Consider the following 17,901-nt stretch of genomic DNA (forward strand, 5'->3'; position numbering starts at 1 on the left):
CAGGCTTCTCGTCCGAAGCGCCACCCGAACTGCCGCGACTAATGCTGGTTAGGAACACACGCAATGACTGATAGCCACATACCGCCGCCTGCGCCATTCGTGATCCTGGCCATGCCAAGAACTGGGACGCACTACCTGGAAGAATTGCTGAACGCGCATCCGAATGTGCTGAGCAACGGTGAGCTGCTCAATCCATATGCCACGACTTGGCCCGATAAGCATCGTCTGCTTCGCAGCGATCGAGAGCTGCTTGAGCTTGCCTACTCGTGCTGTCCCGCGCAGAGCGACAAAAAGGCGACGCATGTCGGCTGCAAGGTCAACGAACCTCAATTTCATGATCGTCCGGGTTTTTTTGCCGAGCTGACACGCTGGCCGGGCCTCAGAGTCATCCTCGTGGTTCGCGAAAATACCTTGGAATCGCTGCGGTCACTGGTACAGGCGAGACAAACGCGCCAATGGCTGAAGTTCAGGTCGGACAATGATGCTCCGCCGCCGCAAGTTAGATTATCGACCGCCGACTGTGAGGCATACTTCAAGGCTGCCGACGATTTCCACGCTCGGGTCGCGCGATCCTTCACGAAGAGCAATATGCTTGAGATCGAGTACGAGTGCCTCCTGCGCGAACCTGCTACATGCTTGACAGCGATTTGGGAGTTCCTAGGCGTTCCGGCGCTTCGATTTTCCAGTACGGCGACACTTCAGCGCCAGGAAACGCGACCGCTAGAGCAAACGATCGAGAATTTTCATGAGTTGCGCCGCCACTTCTCGCACGGACCTTATGCGAGATTCTTTGACGTCGGCGAGAGGGGAAGGGCAGTGGCGATCGACTGACAGTCAAGGTTATCGAAAGATAAAGAAACTCACGCGAACACCGAAGGCCACATGCTGGGGAACGGATGGAGCGTATGGCCCGACCGGCATCGGCGTCCACATCAGACGTGTCGCCGACGTTTCCTGGCGCGCCTTCCCCCGCGCCCGCTCCTCGATGTGCGGCTCCGCGTAAGTCCGAAATCATTTTACCGGCTATTCACCGCCTCTGGCGCCTATGCTTTCAGGCAGACGCACTGGCTCGGCTATCCAGTCGCGGTCTAACCAGCTGAGCTTGGGGACCCCCAGCCCAAGACTCCCTGCGATGCGGACGGCGAAATCAGGTATGAGTGGGTAGGCCGCGACACAGAGTCCGACAAGCGCGAAGGTCACTGCGCGGGCCGCGGTCCTGTCAAGCGCCTCGTTTTCCTTCGCTGCAGCTGGAACGTGCAGCACTGAACATGAATAGCGGTCGATTGCGTCGACGAACGCCTCGATTGCATGTGTCAGCTGACGTACGTCCGGGTAATCCGCTTCGAAACGCGCTCGCACTTCTGCGTTGAAGCGTCTGCACTCCGCCAAGAACGCAATGTCGGTGGCTGACCACTGGCCAGGACAAGGGAGCTCGTCAGTTGCGACCCGCTCGATGACCTGGTTAGCCTTCCCGGTCGATCTTAACAGCCGTCCGTCCCAGAAATTCCGTTTCCAGCTTTCATAAGAACTCAGGGAGAAGTCCTCAACAGAACCGTCCGGCCGCCGGCGACACAGGTAGAAGCGAAGCGGCTCGCCCGTTTCTTTTGCAGTGATATCGTTCACCCAGATTGCGTGATTTCGTGATGTTGAGAACTTCTTCCCATCGAGAGTGAGCATCTGATTTACGAAGATCCGTCGAGGGAGCATCTCATGCAGATCAAGGGCCGAAAGTACGCCGGGAATGACCAACAAGCGTCCGAAGGCGTTGTCCGCCCCGAAAAGAATGTTCAGCTCCGGCATCTCGTCCCGCGGAATTTGGTACCACAAGGCAGGGCATCCGCTCTTTTCCCTTATCATTTCTAAGGCAAGCAAGTGCCGAGGCACGTGTTCGATGGTGATGTTGAACCGCTGACACTCAAATCCTGGGATTGGAATCCGGATTCCCTCTCGGTTTGGGTTAGAGATGCAGACTTCCGGAAGCCCCCGGCTCAGCCAGGATTCGATGTAGTGCTTGGCGTAAATGGGCAGGAAGGACCGCGAGGCGAAGGATTCGAGCGCGTCATGCATTGGAGCGAGGTTCAGGAAAAGGCGCTTCAGGGGGCGACGTTCCAGGGAACGCCCCTCGAGATCAACCGGATCCTGAAGTTCGGCATCGAGGACCAGCGCGCCGCAATCCTCGCATTCATGGCCGGAAGCATAGCCGCCGCAATAGGGACATTTGCCGTGGACGAAGGCGTCGACCCTGAAGCGCCCGCTTTCGACGTCATATGGGACCAAATGCTCTCTTTCAGCGATCAGGCCCTTGCTACAAAGTCGCTTGAAGACCTCGAGAACGACCGCCTTGCCGCGGCGGTCTGGCTCTGTCCCAAGGAAAATATCCGGGACTGCGTTGAGCCGATCCAGAGCCTCTTGGAAAGAAGCCGTATTTTTCTCCGCGAGCTGGTAGTATTCCAGTCCTGCAGCGTCGGCCGCAATCGCAATGTGCTCAAGATGACCGTGCGTGCCCTGCAGCACGAAGACCTCTCGGTCGCCTGTCTCAGCAATTCGGCGCAACACATCCGCGTGGAGGAACGGTCCTGAGGCATGACCTATGTGCATTTGCCCATTCGGGGTAAGCATGGCGGGGACCAGCAACAACGGTTTGTCTTTTGCTGTCGCTTCCTTCGTGGAAATCGCCTCTTCGAACGCTGCGCGGCTGTGCCACCACACCGTCTGCATGACTGCACCGCTGTCCAAAGCCTCAATTCTGTGCCTGCGCAGCGGGTCGATCCTAATGCTCTCTCCGCCAAGCAGCAGGAAGGTCTTTTCATCCAGGTGAATTCGAACGCCGCCAGAGATCACTGTCCAAAATTCGACTTCCCCGTGGTTGTGACGGCAAGTGGTCGCGCCTGAACTGAACTTCAACAGACGTACCGAAACGTTACCCCCTTCTGGGAAGGGATCATGCCTGACGATGCCGCCATCAATCGAGATAGGGACCGCACGTGCTTCATTTTTGAGATCTATTATTTGCGGATAGATCATTTCGTTTCCACTCTTGAATTTCGGGTTGGCCATGCCGCTGGCAAGGTCTCGGGGCGACCTTGAGCAGGTTGAAGCACGTGCCCGTCTTGCAGCGCCTTCGCCACGACCGCCGCCCGCTCGGCCAGACCGCCGAGCGTGTGCTCCGTTGGGCCCCGAAGGCCAAAAGAGTGGTTCGTGAGGAAAACGCGAGGTCGCGGACCGGAGCGGCGCAATGCCGTCTGACCGAGATCCACTTCGAACGACTCGTCGATAACGAGGGCGGCGTCTTCGATGACCGGTTGCAGCGGTTGGAGGAAGGATAAATGGCGACGGTTTGAAAAGCCCGTCGCGCAAACCAGAAGGTCGATTTCAAGCGTTGTCAGGTCTTGCCTGCTTCCGATTCCGCGAAGGTGAAGACGAAAGCTATCCTCAACACGCTCCGCCGCCGTGATTTCCGTATACGGAAACAGTCTGAGCCGATCGCGTCCACACACTTGGTCCTCGAAGCGAAGATCGTAGATGCTTTTGAGGACGTCCTTGGTGACGGTGGAGAAGTTCGTGTTCCTCGTGTCGGTAAGAAACCTATTGCGATCTTCGGGTGGCAGCTTCGCGAACTTTAGCGAGTGTGGATAGGTGTAGAAGTCATTTACAAACGGGTTGTCATCCGTCTGTTCAAAGAGGTGGCGCCGGCCAACGACGATAACCTCCGATACTTCCCGATGCTGAAGCAGGAATCTGACTATCTCGCCGGCGCTTTGCCCGGACCCGACGACTGCAACGCGAGCGTTCGCGTTGATCAGTCCCTCGTTCGCATGGGACAGGAAGAAGTTTGAATGCACCACGCGGCCGGGATCGACGGCCAGTTCTTCGGGAAGGTATGGTTCATGCCCAAGGCTCACGACCACGTCGTCAGCTTCGGTTTCCGAAACGTCCCCGCTCGACACATCCCGGACCGTGACGACAAGGGTTGGGATTCCCGATGGCCTCTCGCGGAACCTGACTTCCACCGCCTCCTTGCCGAAACGAATCTTATTCGCAAAAAACCCGCTTACCCAGACCAGATAGTCGGAGAACAGCTTCCTTGAGGGATATAGTTCGTTCGTATGAATAAAGTGATAGAGAAGCTCCCTGTCGTGCAAGAACGAGAAAAAAGTGAATGGGCTTGCCGGATTCCTCAGGAACGCCAGGTCCTTGAACAAGGAGACTTGGAGCCTTGAATCCTCGAAAGCAATGCCTGGGTGCCATTCTGCACTGTCGCGGCGCTCAAGGACTTCCAGCGTATCCAGAACTGAGGAACCCCATTCTTTCAGGCACGTCAGCAGTGCAAGGTTTGCTGGTCCGCTGCCCACGAGCAGTGTTTTCCGCTTTTGCATTACCGGCTCCAAAAATCGTGGTTGTTTCCAACAGCCCAGTTGCGCGCTCGGCTAAGACAGCCATCCGGCTTCCCCTCATTTTCCCGAGGGCCATCGAGGCGACTTCGGCGAGAGTGGCTTCACCGGGGTGGATGGCACCCCGCAACTGTTTGCGCATGACGCATTCCACGGCTGCGGCCACTGGAACCGCGGTCGCGATAGCCATGCTTGAGAAGCCTCGTTCCTGAAGTGCGGAGCGAAGGATGCACGTCCAGCGGCCAGGTTTGCGATGGCGATCCTCAATGGCCACATCAAGGATGACCTGGTCGTCATGTTCCTTTGGGCTCCGGCGAGTTAAAAGCGCTTCCGTGACGTGCTTGACCCGCAGGCGGGCGCTCCCGATCTCAACCTCCTCGTCGGACAGCAGCCCGAGGCGATGCAACATCCGAACGCCATCCGCAAAGCCCGGCCATCGCACAGTCAATTGCCGGATGGTCGGAATGCTGAGATGAGTGCTTGCGGCAGTCGACGGAACCATTGCGTCATCGTATGCCTCAAGAAGTCCGACACCCTCCACGAACAGCGAAGACACGCTTTCGAATCGATTTCGTGTTACGGCTCGGCCATTGACTCGAGCCAACGCGGGCCTCTGCCCTATGGGCAGCCGACGTCCAAAGGCGAGAGCATAGTTCAGTGGAGGTTCCGGAATTTTGGGAATCCCTCCGCAATGAGTTACGATGCTCTCTAAGCCGTCTAGTTCAGCTGCTGCCAGTGAGATTAACGATTCAACCAGTCCTGGTTCGAGACCCGCTCCCAAGACTACCGGCGGACCGTTAGGCGGCATCCGGGCGATGTCAGGATCCTCGGGGTCCGGCCTGCCCACGCAAATAATAGGGGTGTGTAGACCTGCCTCGTGCATTTGGTGCGCGAGTTTGCCGACCAGATTTCGGCAGTCATTCCAAGACGTAGCCATGATCAGCGATCGTGCTTGGATTGAGAGAGCGCATGGACCTAACGACCCGTCGAAGCGGACGTTTTTGAGGTCGCCCAGAAGCCCTTGCGCCGCAGCAAGCACAGAATGGCTCCTGTCAATCAGGACAACCAACGTGTCCGGCTGGCCCGCAAGTTGCAGGGCCACCGCCCGGCCGACTGGCCCGGCTCCGATGACGACGTGGGACCTCCCGCACATCGTGCTTTAGCCTTTGTTGCCGGCCACGGTCGAGGCGGGCTTGCGCCGGGTCATGCGATAGCCAAGAAGAGCAATAGCCGTTTGCAGCAGAGCCAAGCCGGCAATTAATAACGTCAGTGTATCGTATCCCAGGTGAACTGAGACGATGCCGGCAGCGAAAGGAAAGAAATACAAGCCGAGGAAATAGGAAAGACTGAAGATGATCTGCACCAAGGTTCGGGACTGCGGCGCAGTCACGCGGACAGCTTCTGCCTGCATCAGGGGATACGATAGCCCGTAGGTTATGCCGGTCGCTAGTGATCCCACCGCGTAAATAACAGGATGGCCCGGAGAGTAGTGGAAACCGAGAAGCGAAATAACCATCCCGCCCAGGAGTAGCGGCAAGATCCGATCGGCCGCACCGCGGCTCACGCGCGGACCAATTGCAAACCTAGAGCCGACTACTGCTATCGCCCAAGAGCCAAAAAATATTTCATACCGAAGACCTGAATTGTTCGCAAATGGAGCTTGGAAGTTTATCAACGTGGTGTAAATGCTTGCCGACAGCAGTACGAGTACAAAAAACATTGCAGAATTGCTAAAGAGGAGAGTGAAAAGGTCGCGTGCAAGCGAGGCGTTGTTGGGAATATCGGCGTTGCGGATGTTCGCCGCACGCTGCGCTGCCCAGGATGACAATGCGGAACCTGCCGTCGCCGCAAGCATTGCCAGAATGAACATGTCCAGCGTGCCCAAGCCGGTGAACCGGGTAAGGAGGCTGCTTAGCAGAGGTCCGCAGGTTACCCCTAAGGTTGAGAATGCAGAGTAGGCCATGAAGCTCGATGACCGGTCTGCATCGCTTGAGAGGGCGGCAATGCAGATCGAGCCCACGGTGAAGTGCAGCGCCCATCCACCCGATTGCAGCATGTAGCTCAGGAAGTAGGGGAGTGTCGCGCGCACCCCCGAAAGCTCGTTTACGAGGATGGTCGCGCAGCCTGCTGCATAGAGAAGCCCGCCGATAGGTGCAAGCCTTCGCACGCCAAACCGCCGGGCGAGCGAAGGACTGATCAAGACTATTAAGATGGCGGTCGCCATGCCTGCTGCTGAGATCGAGCCAAAAAAGATCTCGTCTCGCCCAATCGACAACAGGTAAACTGGAAGCAGCGCAAAGATGCCCATCGAGAAGGAAATCAGGCATCTTTCAGCGATGAACATACGCCTATACCACAGAATACGAGTGCTGGCGATTGAAATAGCGGGGGCGTTCATTTCTCGTTCCATGAAGTTGTTCGCGGCTTCCGCGCGGAGCGATGTTGTATTTCAAGGCTAGTCGGCCGTTCTGTGCGCACATGTCTTACCGTGCTAAGAGCAACGCGTGCGCAACCGTAGAGCATCGCTTTGCTCCAACCCTCCATCGTTGCTACCCGTGACACTAACCACGACAGTCAGCTCCCGCCCGCCTGACAATGGAGATGCTCAAGATTCATGCCAGTTTGATCGATTGAGCCGAAGGAGGAATTTTGTGGTGTCTTTTCAGTCGATTAGCTGAAGAAAAGCTAGGGCTCGGCTAAAGAAGGCCCCTATCGTGAACTCGACAAACCCGACAGAAGATGTCGGGCGGCGCCGTGGAGACGGCTATGCCTGACTTCGGTGAGTCACAACTATCCTACAGGAGTTGAGAGGCGGGTAGGGCCTCAGGATGGCCGCCGCGAGGTGCGCTACGACACGATGCCGATGCTGCGGCGCGGAACGTGCCTGCGACCACGCCTTTATGTCGGTGGGGCGCAACAGCGATCGAACTCCCGAGGCTAAAAGCGGTCGGACGATACGCACGCTTCGACTACCGATCCAGAAGCGGGCCTCCACCGAAAAGCCAACTGCGCCGAGACTAGGCGCTGCCGCATCTGGGATGGGTGGTGGAGATCTGTAGCGGTTGCTCGATGCCGACCCGGTTTCAGCCGGGGCTCCCATCGCGGAGTGGCGGTGCCTTAACTAATAGAGCCTCGCCCCGTCTATCGGCAGGCGATCATGCCCGGAGCCGGAAGTCTGCGGTCCGAAAACTTTTATGGACGAAATGCGCTCGGTGCCGATGACACATCGCTGGCGCATTAACGAAGCCGGCCTGCATTGCGGTTATCTGGGCCGCAATGATCCGGCCGCTTTCATCTTCACCGGATGGGCATCAAAGGCGGTCGCCTTTCGTGTTCTGCGGCCGCCTCCTCTACCCGTTACTGCCGCATTCTAAGGCCTCAGTTGAAGTCTAGGATGAACCGCCGATTAGGTGAACGGATAGGCCGTGCGTTCTGGGGATAGAGCGAGGTAAATCGAGCAATATCCGCAGCGTCGACCTCTACCGGTTCTTTTGCCAACATCCATTCAACGTTCTCGGTGCAGGGCGGCGTCGTCAATGATCCCTCATAGGTCCAGTAGCTGAGCGAGGCCGGGAGAAGCCCGCTGGGATCGATATCGGCGGCCATTGACGCGCCTGGCCACGCAGGGAAGACTGCTGCCAGGCTTGCAAAGCTGGCATTTGTCGCGCCTGGTATCAGAAAGACTCCCAGGACACCAAAGCTGTCGCTCTTTGTGTCCTTGTGGACGAAATGCACTTCCATCGGGAAACTCTTGCCAGCTATGCGATGCTCGCTTGGCGCATGAAAATGGAATTGGATCAATTCGAAAGTGCGATCGCCGCGGGTCAGCGTGCTGCCTTCCGGCATATTGATTTGAATGGTATGGCCGTTATTCACCATCTTGCGGCGGCCCTTGTGCCAATCTACTGCGATACGCGGCATGTCGGCCTTGACGGCGTCGGTAATATCAACGGGTGATTGCTGCGTACCCGCCGAACAGACGAAATTCTTCCTGTCCAGATCGGCCCAGTGCTCGGGCCCCACCTGACCGGTGTATCCCCAATGGGCCCCATCCGCACGCGCGGCCGCGGCACAGATGAGGCAAGCGCCCTGTGCAACGAACCCTTTGATCAGGTGACGACGGTGCATATTGCTTTCCCTTCCTTACGCGAATTGATGCTTTTCCAATTGCAAAAAGGGGGCCGTTGCGAGGACAGACGCATTCGATCCAGCGAGTTGATCGGGTCCCGACATTGGGCCTAGCTTAGCTAACCAAGCTTCACCCTCCAGCTTTCGAATCATGGGACGAATCTGGCTGCTTCAAACCATCTCATCGGCTCTAACGAGCAGCCGCAATCAGCCTCTCGGCAAGTCTTGTCCGGCGAGCGATTATCTCTGATCCTTCATAGGAAAGGTGGCCGCTGTCCCGGTAAAGGAATTTGCCATCGATCTCCGTCTTGCATGCTGTGCCGTCGCACAGAAAGTCGTGATAGGAAATGACCTCTACGCCAGCCTTCAAGGCCACCTGGTTCAAGAGCTCGAGAGTGTCGGAATGGCTTCGACGGTACTGTGCGACGTATATTTTACAGTCACTGTAAAGCCCGACAATAACAATCCCACGTGCCTTCCTCTCAAGACATTCACCGATGTCGATATTCCCAACTGGTGGAGGAGCAAGAACGACCACTCGCTTGCCCAAGGCGCGGACGGCTTCGACGAGAGCCTTGATGCCATCAACGGCCTCATCAATAGAAAGATTGACCTCGGTGAAAGTATCTTTGGTCCTCTTAAGCAGCATGAATTCACCCGGCGCCGCGACGCCAAACGGGCTTGAAATGACAACGGTCTTTATTTCGGGTCGAGCTTTCAAGATACGCAAAACGCTGTCATTGAAGCGAATACAGCTCTCGCCGAAGGCGCGGGAATAGGGAGACGCTGTCGGCGGCTTCGAGAAACCAGCTATTCCGACAGCAGGGAGGCACGCGCTCATCGTGAGCTGAGCCAGTCCCGTTTCTCCGATTGTCTTGGCCAAGCCGGGAACCACCGCCATGGCAAATGAATCACCCCAGACCAGCAACTCGGGCTTGTCTGTCGTTTGGCAGTTCCGAGGGATTTCCTGAGGAGGCGATCCGGGCCTGAAATCACATGCTGGTCCCAAACCTTCGTTGATCCGTCGGATATAGACAAAGTCAATGTTGCTCTGGGTCGCTGCAATGGCGAGCGAGGGCGAGAAGCCGAGCAGAACCGATACAGCAACAAGACCCGAAGCCAGCCGTACACGGGACGTCGCATATCCCCGCCGGAACGGCTCTTCCACGAAACGGTGAAGAACCCAGCTCGCGACAAATGAGAAAGCAACTGCCGCATAGATCGCAAGGGCAGGTGTATCTGCAAGCCAAGCGGCCCGCACAAAGACGAGCACCGGCCAATGGATCAGATAGAGCGAGTACGAGACATCTCCTATCCTCGCCATGCCTCGAACCGCCACATTATCTCTACTGGGCGCAAGCAGGAGGACCAGCGTTGCGAGACAAACCACAGCCGCATCCTCGACCGGATGAGGGGAGCCAGTGGGGACAACGGCAACAAAGAGAAGCAGTGTGAGCGCCGGGAGGCGCAGCCTCGAAAGCTTGGCAGCCACGTTGGGGTTGATGGGAAGCAAGGCCCCGAATGACCCCAGGGCCATTTCCCAACATCGGGTCGGCAAAAGAAAAAATGCGGCGGATGGATCGCGGGAGGTTAAATAAAGGCATAGCGAGAAGCTGGCAACGAGGAGCACGCCTACTCCTGTCAGCCACCATCTCCTCGGAGCCAACGCCAAGAAGGCAGGGAGCAGCAAATAAAACTGCTCCTCGATAGCGAGCGACCAGAAATGCAGGAGGGGCTTCGTTTCGGCGGCGCCACCGAAGTAGTCGGACTGAAACCAGAGAACGATATTGCTGGTGAATGTGAGGGCCCCGAGAACCTGGTTTTGGAACCCTTTCAGCTCCACCTCCGACAGGAAGAAAGGCGCAGCGATCGTCGTGAGCGCAATGACGACATAGGCAGCCGGCAACAGGCGTTTAGCACGCCGGTAGTAGAACTCCCAAAAGCTGAACCGTGATTGTTCAACATGCGTCCTGACGAGGCCTGTGATCAGGAACCCCGAAATGACGAAAAAGATGTCAACGCCAAGATAAGCTGCGGCGCCCGGACCAAGACGGGCGTGATAAAGAACAACCAGAAGAACGGCCAAGCCTCGCAAGGCCTGAATATCGGTTCGCAAATATCGCGGCATAGACTACCTGATATAGAGGTGATTTTACTAAAGTGAGATGCCACAACAGTGACGAAGACGACCGTGGCCTTATCCTACCGGTTGAATTCCTCGTGTCACCGAGTTCCCAAGTCTGGACGTCACTTCCATGCTTACGAGCGCCATTTGCATACGTGTGCTCGACGTGCTTTGAAACCAGTCAGATCGAGATTTGCCTCATTTCAAAAAATTCGAAAAATCAATTGTTTCGATGGCACTCATCCACACCATGGATAGTAGGGCGGCTGCATAACGATTGAACGGCGACTTTTTCTCTCACCCATTGCAGAAGCGATTGCCTGGGCAGTTCGGAGGCTTTTGCATATCCAATCGTCTATTGCTGCATGCATTCGACCCCCCCACCCGCCGAACCTCGGGTTGGGATCGTCTTTCTGATTTCCAGACAATCATATGGTCGTGGTGCGTCTTTGTGGGCAAGCTCCTCACATCAGCCTGGTGATGGGTCTGGTAGCGCAGTTATACGGCTCTCCAGTTTCATCTCGCAGAGGGTCATCGTCGAGACCGGAACGAGAAGAATACGGAAGCAGAGTCGATGAACGTTTTCCGGTGATGAGATAAATGGAATTCTGTCGTTATGCTCTGTCGTAGCGAACCGCTCAAAGAGAACGAATCTCGCCTCAAATGTTTTCCGGCAGATAAATCTCAAACGGCAAAAACGTCTGCCATGGCGCCTCCGCGGTGCCTGTCTCGATTGCCCTGGCCATCAGCGTCATCAACTCTTGGCAAAGCGGGCGCAGGGGCGTGGCAACCGCCATCGTAATGAGGTCGTCCGCGAGTGCTGCCCGCGACTCTGGCGTGATCTCGTTGACGATCGCGAGGAGATTCCGACCATCGCCCTCTTCCCGGAGCGCAGCGATGGCGCCCTCCGTGCCTCCGCCGGCGACATACAAGCCGACAAGTTCGGATTCGCGTTGTATGACATCGAGCGTGGCCTCGTAGGTGGTTTGCCGCGTATCGAGATTCACGCGCGTGTCCAGCACCTCGAACATCGGCGCTTTCTCACGAAAGTATGAGCGAAAGCCGGTTTCTCGCAATTCGGGACCCTGAAAACGGTGGCTAACGACCAAGACCGCCACCTTGCCCGGCCTTTTTGCAACCTTGGAAAACATCCAGGCGGCCGTCCGTCCAACCTTGCGGTTGTTGAGGCCCAGATAGCCCTCGCGCACGCCGGCGGCAAAATCGGAAAGCAGCGAAAAAACCGGGGTTCCGTTCGATTTGAGTTCTTCGACAGCTGCCGTGACGGTTGGATGATCCGGTGCCATCATCGCTATCGCGTGGCAGCGTGCACCCATGTCCTCGAGCAGCTCGACCAGGTCGCCAGGCCTATGCGACGGCGCGAATTCAACGACTGGAATGCCCCGGAAGGACTGTGCCGCGCTGACAGCAGCTTTGATCTCTCGCGCGAAATCCTGATAGAAATGCTCGGCCGGCATTCCGAGAATAAAGCCTAATCGGTACTCCGGCAAAATCCGCTGCGCGCGCTGCTGCATCAGACCAGCTGCGTTGTAGCCGATGACGCGGGCCGCCTCGCAGACCCGTCGTGCGGTCTGTTCCCTCACCAGTCGACGGCCGTTCAAAACCCGATCGACGGTCGCTACGCTAACCCCGGCTTCGCGGGCGAGATCTGCAATTGTGGGGCGCTTAGTCATGATTCGAGTCTAACAGGAAGTCATGGGGAACATACAGGACGGGGTCACGGAATTTGACAGAATGTGTCAGTCTGCGGTTGATGCCGCGATGTCGCAGTAGATCCCTTCTTCGCCGGATTCGGCGATTACGGTGCGTGCTCGTTGGCAGTTCGACGCAACTGCATCGACACGCATCGACCGAAAGAACACATATGCAGCACGAGGTCTTTCAGGTCTCGGAGCCAAAAAGGACTGATCCCAAACGGCCCGATCATCAGGCGCCCCCCCCTCTCACGAGACGATCCGCACACCGCCAGAGCGCGCCCCTGACGTATCCGCACCGGAGAAGTGTATTGTTGGGTGCAAGCAGCTTTCATTTTCCCGGCGCCCACAAGCCCATAGCAGCCTTTCGGCGACGGGCGAGTTCAAGAAGATTTCGAACAATCGCGGCTGCTTCGATACGCGCCCGGAATTATTCCATAGCGTTTCAGCTTGTCGTAGAAGGTTTTGCGGGGCACCTGCAGAAACTCGGTCGTCCTCCTCACGTCGCCATCGCATTCCCGCAATGCGTTGCGGATAACGGTCGCCTCATAAAGACTAACCTTTTCGGAAAGAGAGAGACTTAATTCAGCGTCTCTTTTTCCAGGGGGCGAATTCGGCGCCCCTTCAAGTCCCAATGCAACCCGATCCGCGAAATGCGCAAGTTCGCGGACATTGCCGGGCCAATCATGGCCCATGAGATGATTACGCACGGCCGCGGTTATCTCCCACACTGGCTTGCCGAAGCGTTTGCACGCGCGTTCCAAGAAATGCGCAAAGAGGATCGGGATGTCCTCGCGCCGCTCGCGAAGAGGCGGAATATTGACCGTCACGACGTTCAGACGGAAATATAGATCTTCCCTGAAGTCACCGCGGGCGGCCGGATCGCTCAGATCGACCTTCGTCGCAGCCACGACACGAACATTGATGCTGCGGGTTTCGTTGGTTCCGAGTGGCGTGACCTGGCGGGTCTCGAGTACCCTTAGGAGTTTAATCTGGAGTGCAGGCGGCATGGACTCAATTTCGTCGAGGAATAGCGTGCCGCCATTCGCGTATTCGAGGCGACCGATCCTACGCCTGTGCGCACCGGTAAACGCGCCTGCTTCGTGGCCGAAAAGTTCGCTTTCGATGACACTTTCGGGCAGCGCCCCGCAGTTCAAGGCCACGAACGGCTTGGTACTTCGTCTGCTCCAGCGGTGAAGCAGATCCGCGACCACCTCCTTACCGGTGCCGGTTTCACCCTCCACAAGGACGTCCACATCCGTATCGGCGATCTGGCGAATCGTTTCTCGCAGCCATGTCATACTCGGCGCGTTCCCTAGGAGAGGCATATCGCCCGCGGATCGGACGACCGCATCCCTAAGGCGCCTGTTTTCCAGGACTAGGTGCCGGTTTTCGGAAGCGCGATTCAGCGTCACCAAAAGCCGGTCGGTCTCATATGGCTTGGAGATGAAATCGTAAGCGCCGTCCTTGATGGCGGCAACGGCGAGTTCGACGTCGCCGTGCCCAGTGATAAGGACAAAAGGGATGTCCGTATCGATTGCTTTCACCCGGTCAAAGAGCTGAAGCCCGTTCATTCTGGGCATGCGGATGTCGCTGACGACGGGACCATTGAAGTTCTCGTCGATTCTGGCGAGTGCGGCCTCGGCGGAATTGACGACGATAGGGCTAAAGCCGGCAAGTTCCAGCATCTGCCCTGCAGCGGGCAGCAGATCATCGTCGTCGTCAACGAAGATGACAGGCCCTTTTTCGCCACTCATTCGGCACGCCTCAATTCGATGGTGAAGGAAGTCCCCCTCTCGTGGCTGGTATCGAGCCGCAACGAGCCGCCGAGTTCGCGGGCGATTTCCTCTGAAATAAGCAGGCCAAGGCCGAGCCCCTTTTCCTTGCTTGTGGTGAACGGCATGAAGAGGCTCTTGCGAATTTCAGGGGCGAGGCCGGCACCGTTGTCTCGAACCGAAATGGTGACTGTTTCCTTGTTCTTGGCAAGTGCTATCTCGATCCGCGGCTCCGGCAGGCCCTTCAGGGCATCGAGCGAATTCTGCAAGAGATTGACCAGGATTTGCTCCAGCCGAACGAAACTTGCCATCACCGTCGGAGACGGATCTGTCCGTTGCCGTTCGATCGTCACGCCGCATTCGCGGATGCGGCCCGAAAGGAGCGAAAGCGCCCCGTCGATCGCCTCCTCCGCCGATATTGGCCCCACGGAACCGGTTGCGCGGCGAGAGAACGACCGCAGCGTTTCGGTGATCGCCCCGATACGTCCCGTTATAGCGATGATCGATTTCAAATTCCCGGCGGTTTCTCGCGGCCTGTCGCCTTGGAGAAGACGTGAAGCATTCTCGGCATAGGTGCGAATTGCGTTCACCGGCTGGTTAATCTCGTGAGCAACTCCGGCTGCGATCTGTCCAAGAATTGAGAGGCGATTCGCCTGAGAGAGTTCTTCACATAACCGGCGCACCTTTGCCTCGGCATTCTCGCGCTCGGCTATCTGAGCTGCGAGCGCTTCGTTCGAGCGGCGGAGCTCTGCCGTACGCAAGTTGACGCGATGTTCCAGTTCCGCGTTCATGTGCGCAAGCGCGTCCTGCCGTTGTCGGATCGCCCGGCGCCGTCGAACAATAACGGAAACGGCAAATGCCACGAGCACGAGGGCAAGCAGTGCTGTCGCGCGGGCTGTCATCATCGCCGCGGAAATCTCTGCATCGGCAGGAATGAGCAGTGACAGCCGCCAACCTGGGACCACTTTGCCGAGATCCTGCGAAACCGTGACAAAGCCGGCTGCCTTGTCGGCGGTACTTGCGGTGACCAGGTTGCCGCCGCGGTGCGAAAGCGGAACGGGCTCGAACGCCGCGCCAGGCAGCTGCAGATGATCGCGGGCGATTTTTGCCTCTTTTTTGGAAAGAGGAGAGAGAGTGCCAAAACGCCATTGAGGCACGCTGGTCGAAAGGACGACGCCGCGCTCGTCGCTCGTGAAGACTACGAAACCGCTCTCGCGCCAGCTCGACTCCACACGGTCGAGCTCGACCTTCACCACGACGACACCGAGTGGCCCCTCCGGTCCATCGATCCGGCTCGACAAGAAGAGGCCGGGGCGCTTGCTAACGGTACCGAGTGCGTATTGCGTGGCCATGCCGCTCGCCATCGCTTCAACGAAGTAGTGACGGAAACGGTAATCGCGGCCGACAAAACTGGTGGGCTCGCCGGCATTGCTCGCAGCAACCGTCGTTCCCTCACTGTTGATGACGTAGATGACTGAAGAGGCGGCGTCGCGCGCGATGGCTCGAAGCTTTTCATCCAGCGCAGCTTCCCCACCGGTGCCCGGACTGCGAAGCATCTCCTGGACCGCACCATCACGAGCCAAGACGCGCGGAATTAATCGCTGCTTCTCGACGTCTCCTTTCAAAGTGTCGGCTGCAAGTGGGCGCGCGGCAAGAGCACGGTCGCGTAGGTCTGACTCAGCTTTGGTGCCGGCAATACGGCCGGCTGCAAAAACAAAAAAACCGAGCCCCGGACCAAGAAGTGCAAACAAAACCACAAGCCAGAGAAACCTGCCGGTGCCCAATCTGCCAGGGAAGTTGAACGGGGCCTTATGCAAGCCACCCTCGCTGATGCCGTCGTTTGCTACCGCGTTCTCCAGACTCAACCTTAGTGCCGGATTTCGCCAAATGGAACCACAGAGTGCGGAAATTCACACATGTGCGTGGCGCAACCTCCCTGAAAACATCCGAAATTGCGCGATCCGCTCGGCCTCTCCGGTTGGCATATGTCTTGCGACGAACAGCGCAGCAGCGTCCGACCGGAGCGCAGCGATCGGGAATAACCCGGGGAGGAGAGGCACTGCCGAGATCCGGTCTGGGAGAGAGATTTATGTTGACCGCAAAGGGCCCCAACGCAAACGCCGCGCCTCGCAAGCCTTTCTATGCACGGCTTTACGTGCAGGTGATTGCCGCCATCGCCCTGGGCGTCGCGCTCGGCCATTTCAACCCCGAAATCGGCGAAAACATGAAGCCGCTTGGTGACGCCTTCATCAAGCTCGTCAAGATGATCATCGCACCGGTGATCTTTTTGACCGTCGCGACCGGCATCGCCGGCATGCACAGCCTTCAAAAGGTCGGCCGGGTAGCCAGCAAGGCGATGGTCTATTTCCTCACCTTCTCGACGCTGGCACTGATCGTCGGCCTCATCGTGTCCAATGTCGTTCAACCGGGCGCCGGCCTCAACATTGATCCGGCCTCGCTCGATATCCAAGCCGTCAATCCCTATGCCGCAAAGGCCCACGAGCAGTCCGTGACGGGCTTTCTGATGAACATCATTCCGACCACGATTGTGGCCGCCTTTGCAGACGGCGACATCCTTCAGGTCCTTTTCTTCTCGGTCCTGTTTGGCATTGCGCTTGCGATGGTTGGAGAGATGGGCAAGCCGATCAGTTCCTTCCTCCAGGCGCTCACCGTGCCGATCTTTGCGCTCGTTGGTATCCTGATGAAGGCTGCCCCGATCGGCGCGTTCGGCGCCATGGCCTTCACAATCGGCAAATACGGCATCGGCTCCGTCGTCAATCTCGCAATGCTGGTCGGGACGTTCTACCTCACGGCTTTTCTCTTCGTGTTTATCGTTCTCGGCGCGGTCTGCCGTTTCAATGGCTTCTCGATCGTTTCTCTCATCCGGTACATCAAGGAAGAGCTGCTATTGGTTCTTGGAACGTCCTCCTCGGAGGCCGCGCTGCCCACTCTTATGGAGAAGATGGAGAAGGCTGGCGCCAAGCGTTCAGTCGTGGGCCTGGTCATTCCGACGGGATATTCCTTCAATCTGGACGGCACCAACATCTATATGACGCTCGCGGCCCTCTTTATCGCCCAGGCGACGAATACGGATCTCTCGATCGGCGATCAGATCCTATTGCTACTCGTTGCTATGCTTTCCTCTAAGGGAGCGGCGGGGGTCACCGGCGCCGGATTCGTCACGCTGGCCGCTACTCTTTCTGCGGTGCCGTCCGTTCCGGTGGCTGGCATGGCATTGATCCTCGGTATCGACCGTTTCATGTCCGAGTGCCGGGCCCTTACGAACATCATCGGCAATGCCGTGGCAACGCTCGTGATCGCCCGTTGGGAAGGCGAATTGGATCAGGCGCAGTTGGAAGCCGCGTTTGCAGGGCATCATCTTGCCGAGACATTGGCCGGCCAGCCACCCGTCCCGCAGCCGCCAAGTGAGGCCGCCTCGTTGCGACCCGTCCCTTCGCCGGATCGGTCACCACCACAGCACGGGCAAGCCGCAGACACCAAGCGAGGACTCGCGGATTGATGAAAACAAACGCGGCGACAGCAGCCCAATCGCGCTTGAGCAAACAACGTTCATCACTATGCGGGTTTTTGCCTGGAGCGCTGTTCACCGGCGCCGTGTCGACCATAGAGATTCAAACGAATCGACCCCGGGAAATCCAGCACGAGGATCGGGCGGTCCTGGCCGGCTATTGACGCGAGCGGTAGAAATACTGTGGCGCCTCATTAGCCGTGGACGAAAAGCAATCTGGCGCAGATCAACGCCGCTTCGC

12 protein-coding genes are annotated in these 17,901 nt (G+C 57.7%); 3 read left to right on the forward strand and 9 right to left on the reverse strand.

Features of this window, described 5'->3' with window-relative positions; all coding sequences use genetic code 11:
- Positions 1–63: 63 nt before the first annotated feature.
- Positions 64–831 carry a sulfotransferase gene (locus tag RFN30_RS29580; protein WP_320216514.1) on the forward strand — a complete coding sequence of 256 codons (768 nt, stop codon included), beginning with the start codon at positions 64–66 and terminating at the stop codon, positions 829–831.
- 192 nt (positions 832–1,023) lie between these two features.
- Here RFN30_RS29580 and RFN30_RS29585 read toward each other — a convergent pair whose 3' ends face one another.
- Genes RFN30_RS29585 through RFN30_RS29600 form a run of 4 tightly spaced genes read right to left on the reverse strand, consistent with a single transcriptional unit; the run spans position 1,024 to position 6,789 of the window.
- Positions 1,024–3,024: a class I tRNA ligase family protein gene (locus RFN30_RS29585; protein WP_320216513.1), complete on the reverse strand. Its 2,001-nt coding sequence runs from the start codon at positions 3,022–3,024 to the stop codon at positions 1,024–1,026.
- Positions 3,021–4,376 (reverse strand): SidA/IucD/PvdA family monooxygenase, encoded by a 1,356-nt coding sequence (locus RFN30_RS29590; RefSeq protein ID WP_320265576.1) that lies wholly within the window; start codon positions 4,374–4,376, stop codon positions 3,021–3,023. Before RFN30_RS29590 ends, RFN30_RS29585 begins: the two co-directional genes overlap by 4 nt.
- The gene (locus tag RFN30_RS29595) at positions 4,267–5,544 is read right to left on the reverse strand and encodes a saccharopine dehydrogenase family protein (protein ID WP_320265577.1); all 1,278 of its coding nucleotides are present in this window, start codon (positions 5,542–5,544) and stop codon (positions 4,267–4,269) included. The genes RFN30_RS29590 and RFN30_RS29595 overlap by 110 nt, the downstream gene beginning before the upstream one ends.
- A gap of 6 nt (positions 5,545–5,550) precedes the next feature.
- Positions 5,551–6,789: an MFS transporter gene (locus tag RFN30_RS29600; protein ID WP_320216511.1), complete on the reverse strand. Its 1,239-nt coding sequence runs from the start codon at positions 6,787–6,789 to the stop codon at positions 5,551–5,553.
- Positions 6,790–7,585: 796 nt separating this feature from the next.
- Here RFN30_RS29600 and RFN30_RS29605 point away from each other — a divergent pair.
- Positions 7,586–7,765, forward strand: a complete 180-nt coding sequence (locus RFN30_RS29605) for a hypothetical protein (protein ID WP_320265578.1) — start codon at positions 7,586–7,588, stop codon at positions 7,763–7,765.
- A 4-nt stretch (positions 7,766–7,769) separates the two neighbouring features.
- On the opposite strand, the gene RFN30_RS29610 is transcribed toward RFN30_RS29605, so the two are convergent.
- From RFN30_RS29610 to RFN30_RS29630, 5 genes are all read right to left on the reverse strand, one after another.
- Positions 7,770–8,519 (reverse strand): carbonic anhydrase, encoded by a 750-nt coding sequence (locus RFN30_RS29610; protein WP_320216510.1) that lies wholly within the window; start codon positions 8,517–8,519, stop codon positions 7,770–7,772.
- A gap of 190 nt (positions 8,520–8,709) precedes the next feature.
- On the reverse strand, positions 8,710–10,647 hold the full coding sequence (locus RFN30_RS29615) for an acyltransferase family protein (RefSeq protein WP_320265579.1): 1,938 nt from the start codon (positions 10,645–10,647) through the stop codon (positions 8,710–8,712).
- 656 nt (positions 10,648–11,303) lie between these two features.
- Positions 11,304–12,335 carry a LacI family DNA-binding transcriptional regulator gene (locus tag RFN30_RS29620; RefSeq protein WP_320216508.1) on the reverse strand — a complete coding sequence of 344 codons (1,032 nt, stop codon included), beginning with the start codon at positions 12,333–12,335 and terminating at the stop codon, positions 11,304–11,306.
- Positions 12,336–12,739: 404 nt separating this feature from the next.
- Entirely contained in the window at positions 12,740–14,113 is a 1,374-nt protein-coding gene (locus RFN30_RS29625; protein WP_320265580.1) for a sigma-54-dependent transcriptional regulator, read from the reverse strand.
- A complete protein-coding gene (locus tag RFN30_RS29630; protein WP_320216506.1) occupies positions 14,110–15,996 on the reverse strand; it encodes a sensor histidine kinase in 1,887 nt (628 codons plus the stop codon). Before RFN30_RS29630 ends, RFN30_RS29625 begins: the two co-directional genes overlap by 4 nt.
- 224 nt (positions 15,997–16,220) lie before the next feature.
- Between RFN30_RS29630 and RFN30_RS29635 the strand changes: the two genes are divergently transcribed.
- Complete coding sequence (locus RFN30_RS29635) at positions 16,221–17,651, forward strand: dicarboxylate/amino acid:cation symporter (protein WP_320216505.1); 1,431 nt, start codon at positions 16,221–16,223, stop codon at positions 17,649–17,651.
- The last annotated feature ends 250 nt before the right edge of the window (positions 17,652–17,901 follow it).

This window comes from Mesorhizobium dulcispinae, assembly GCF_033977345.1.
GTDB lineage: Bacteria > Pseudomonadota > Alphaproteobacteria > Rhizobiales > Rhizobiaceae > Mesorhizobium > Mesorhizobium dulcispinae.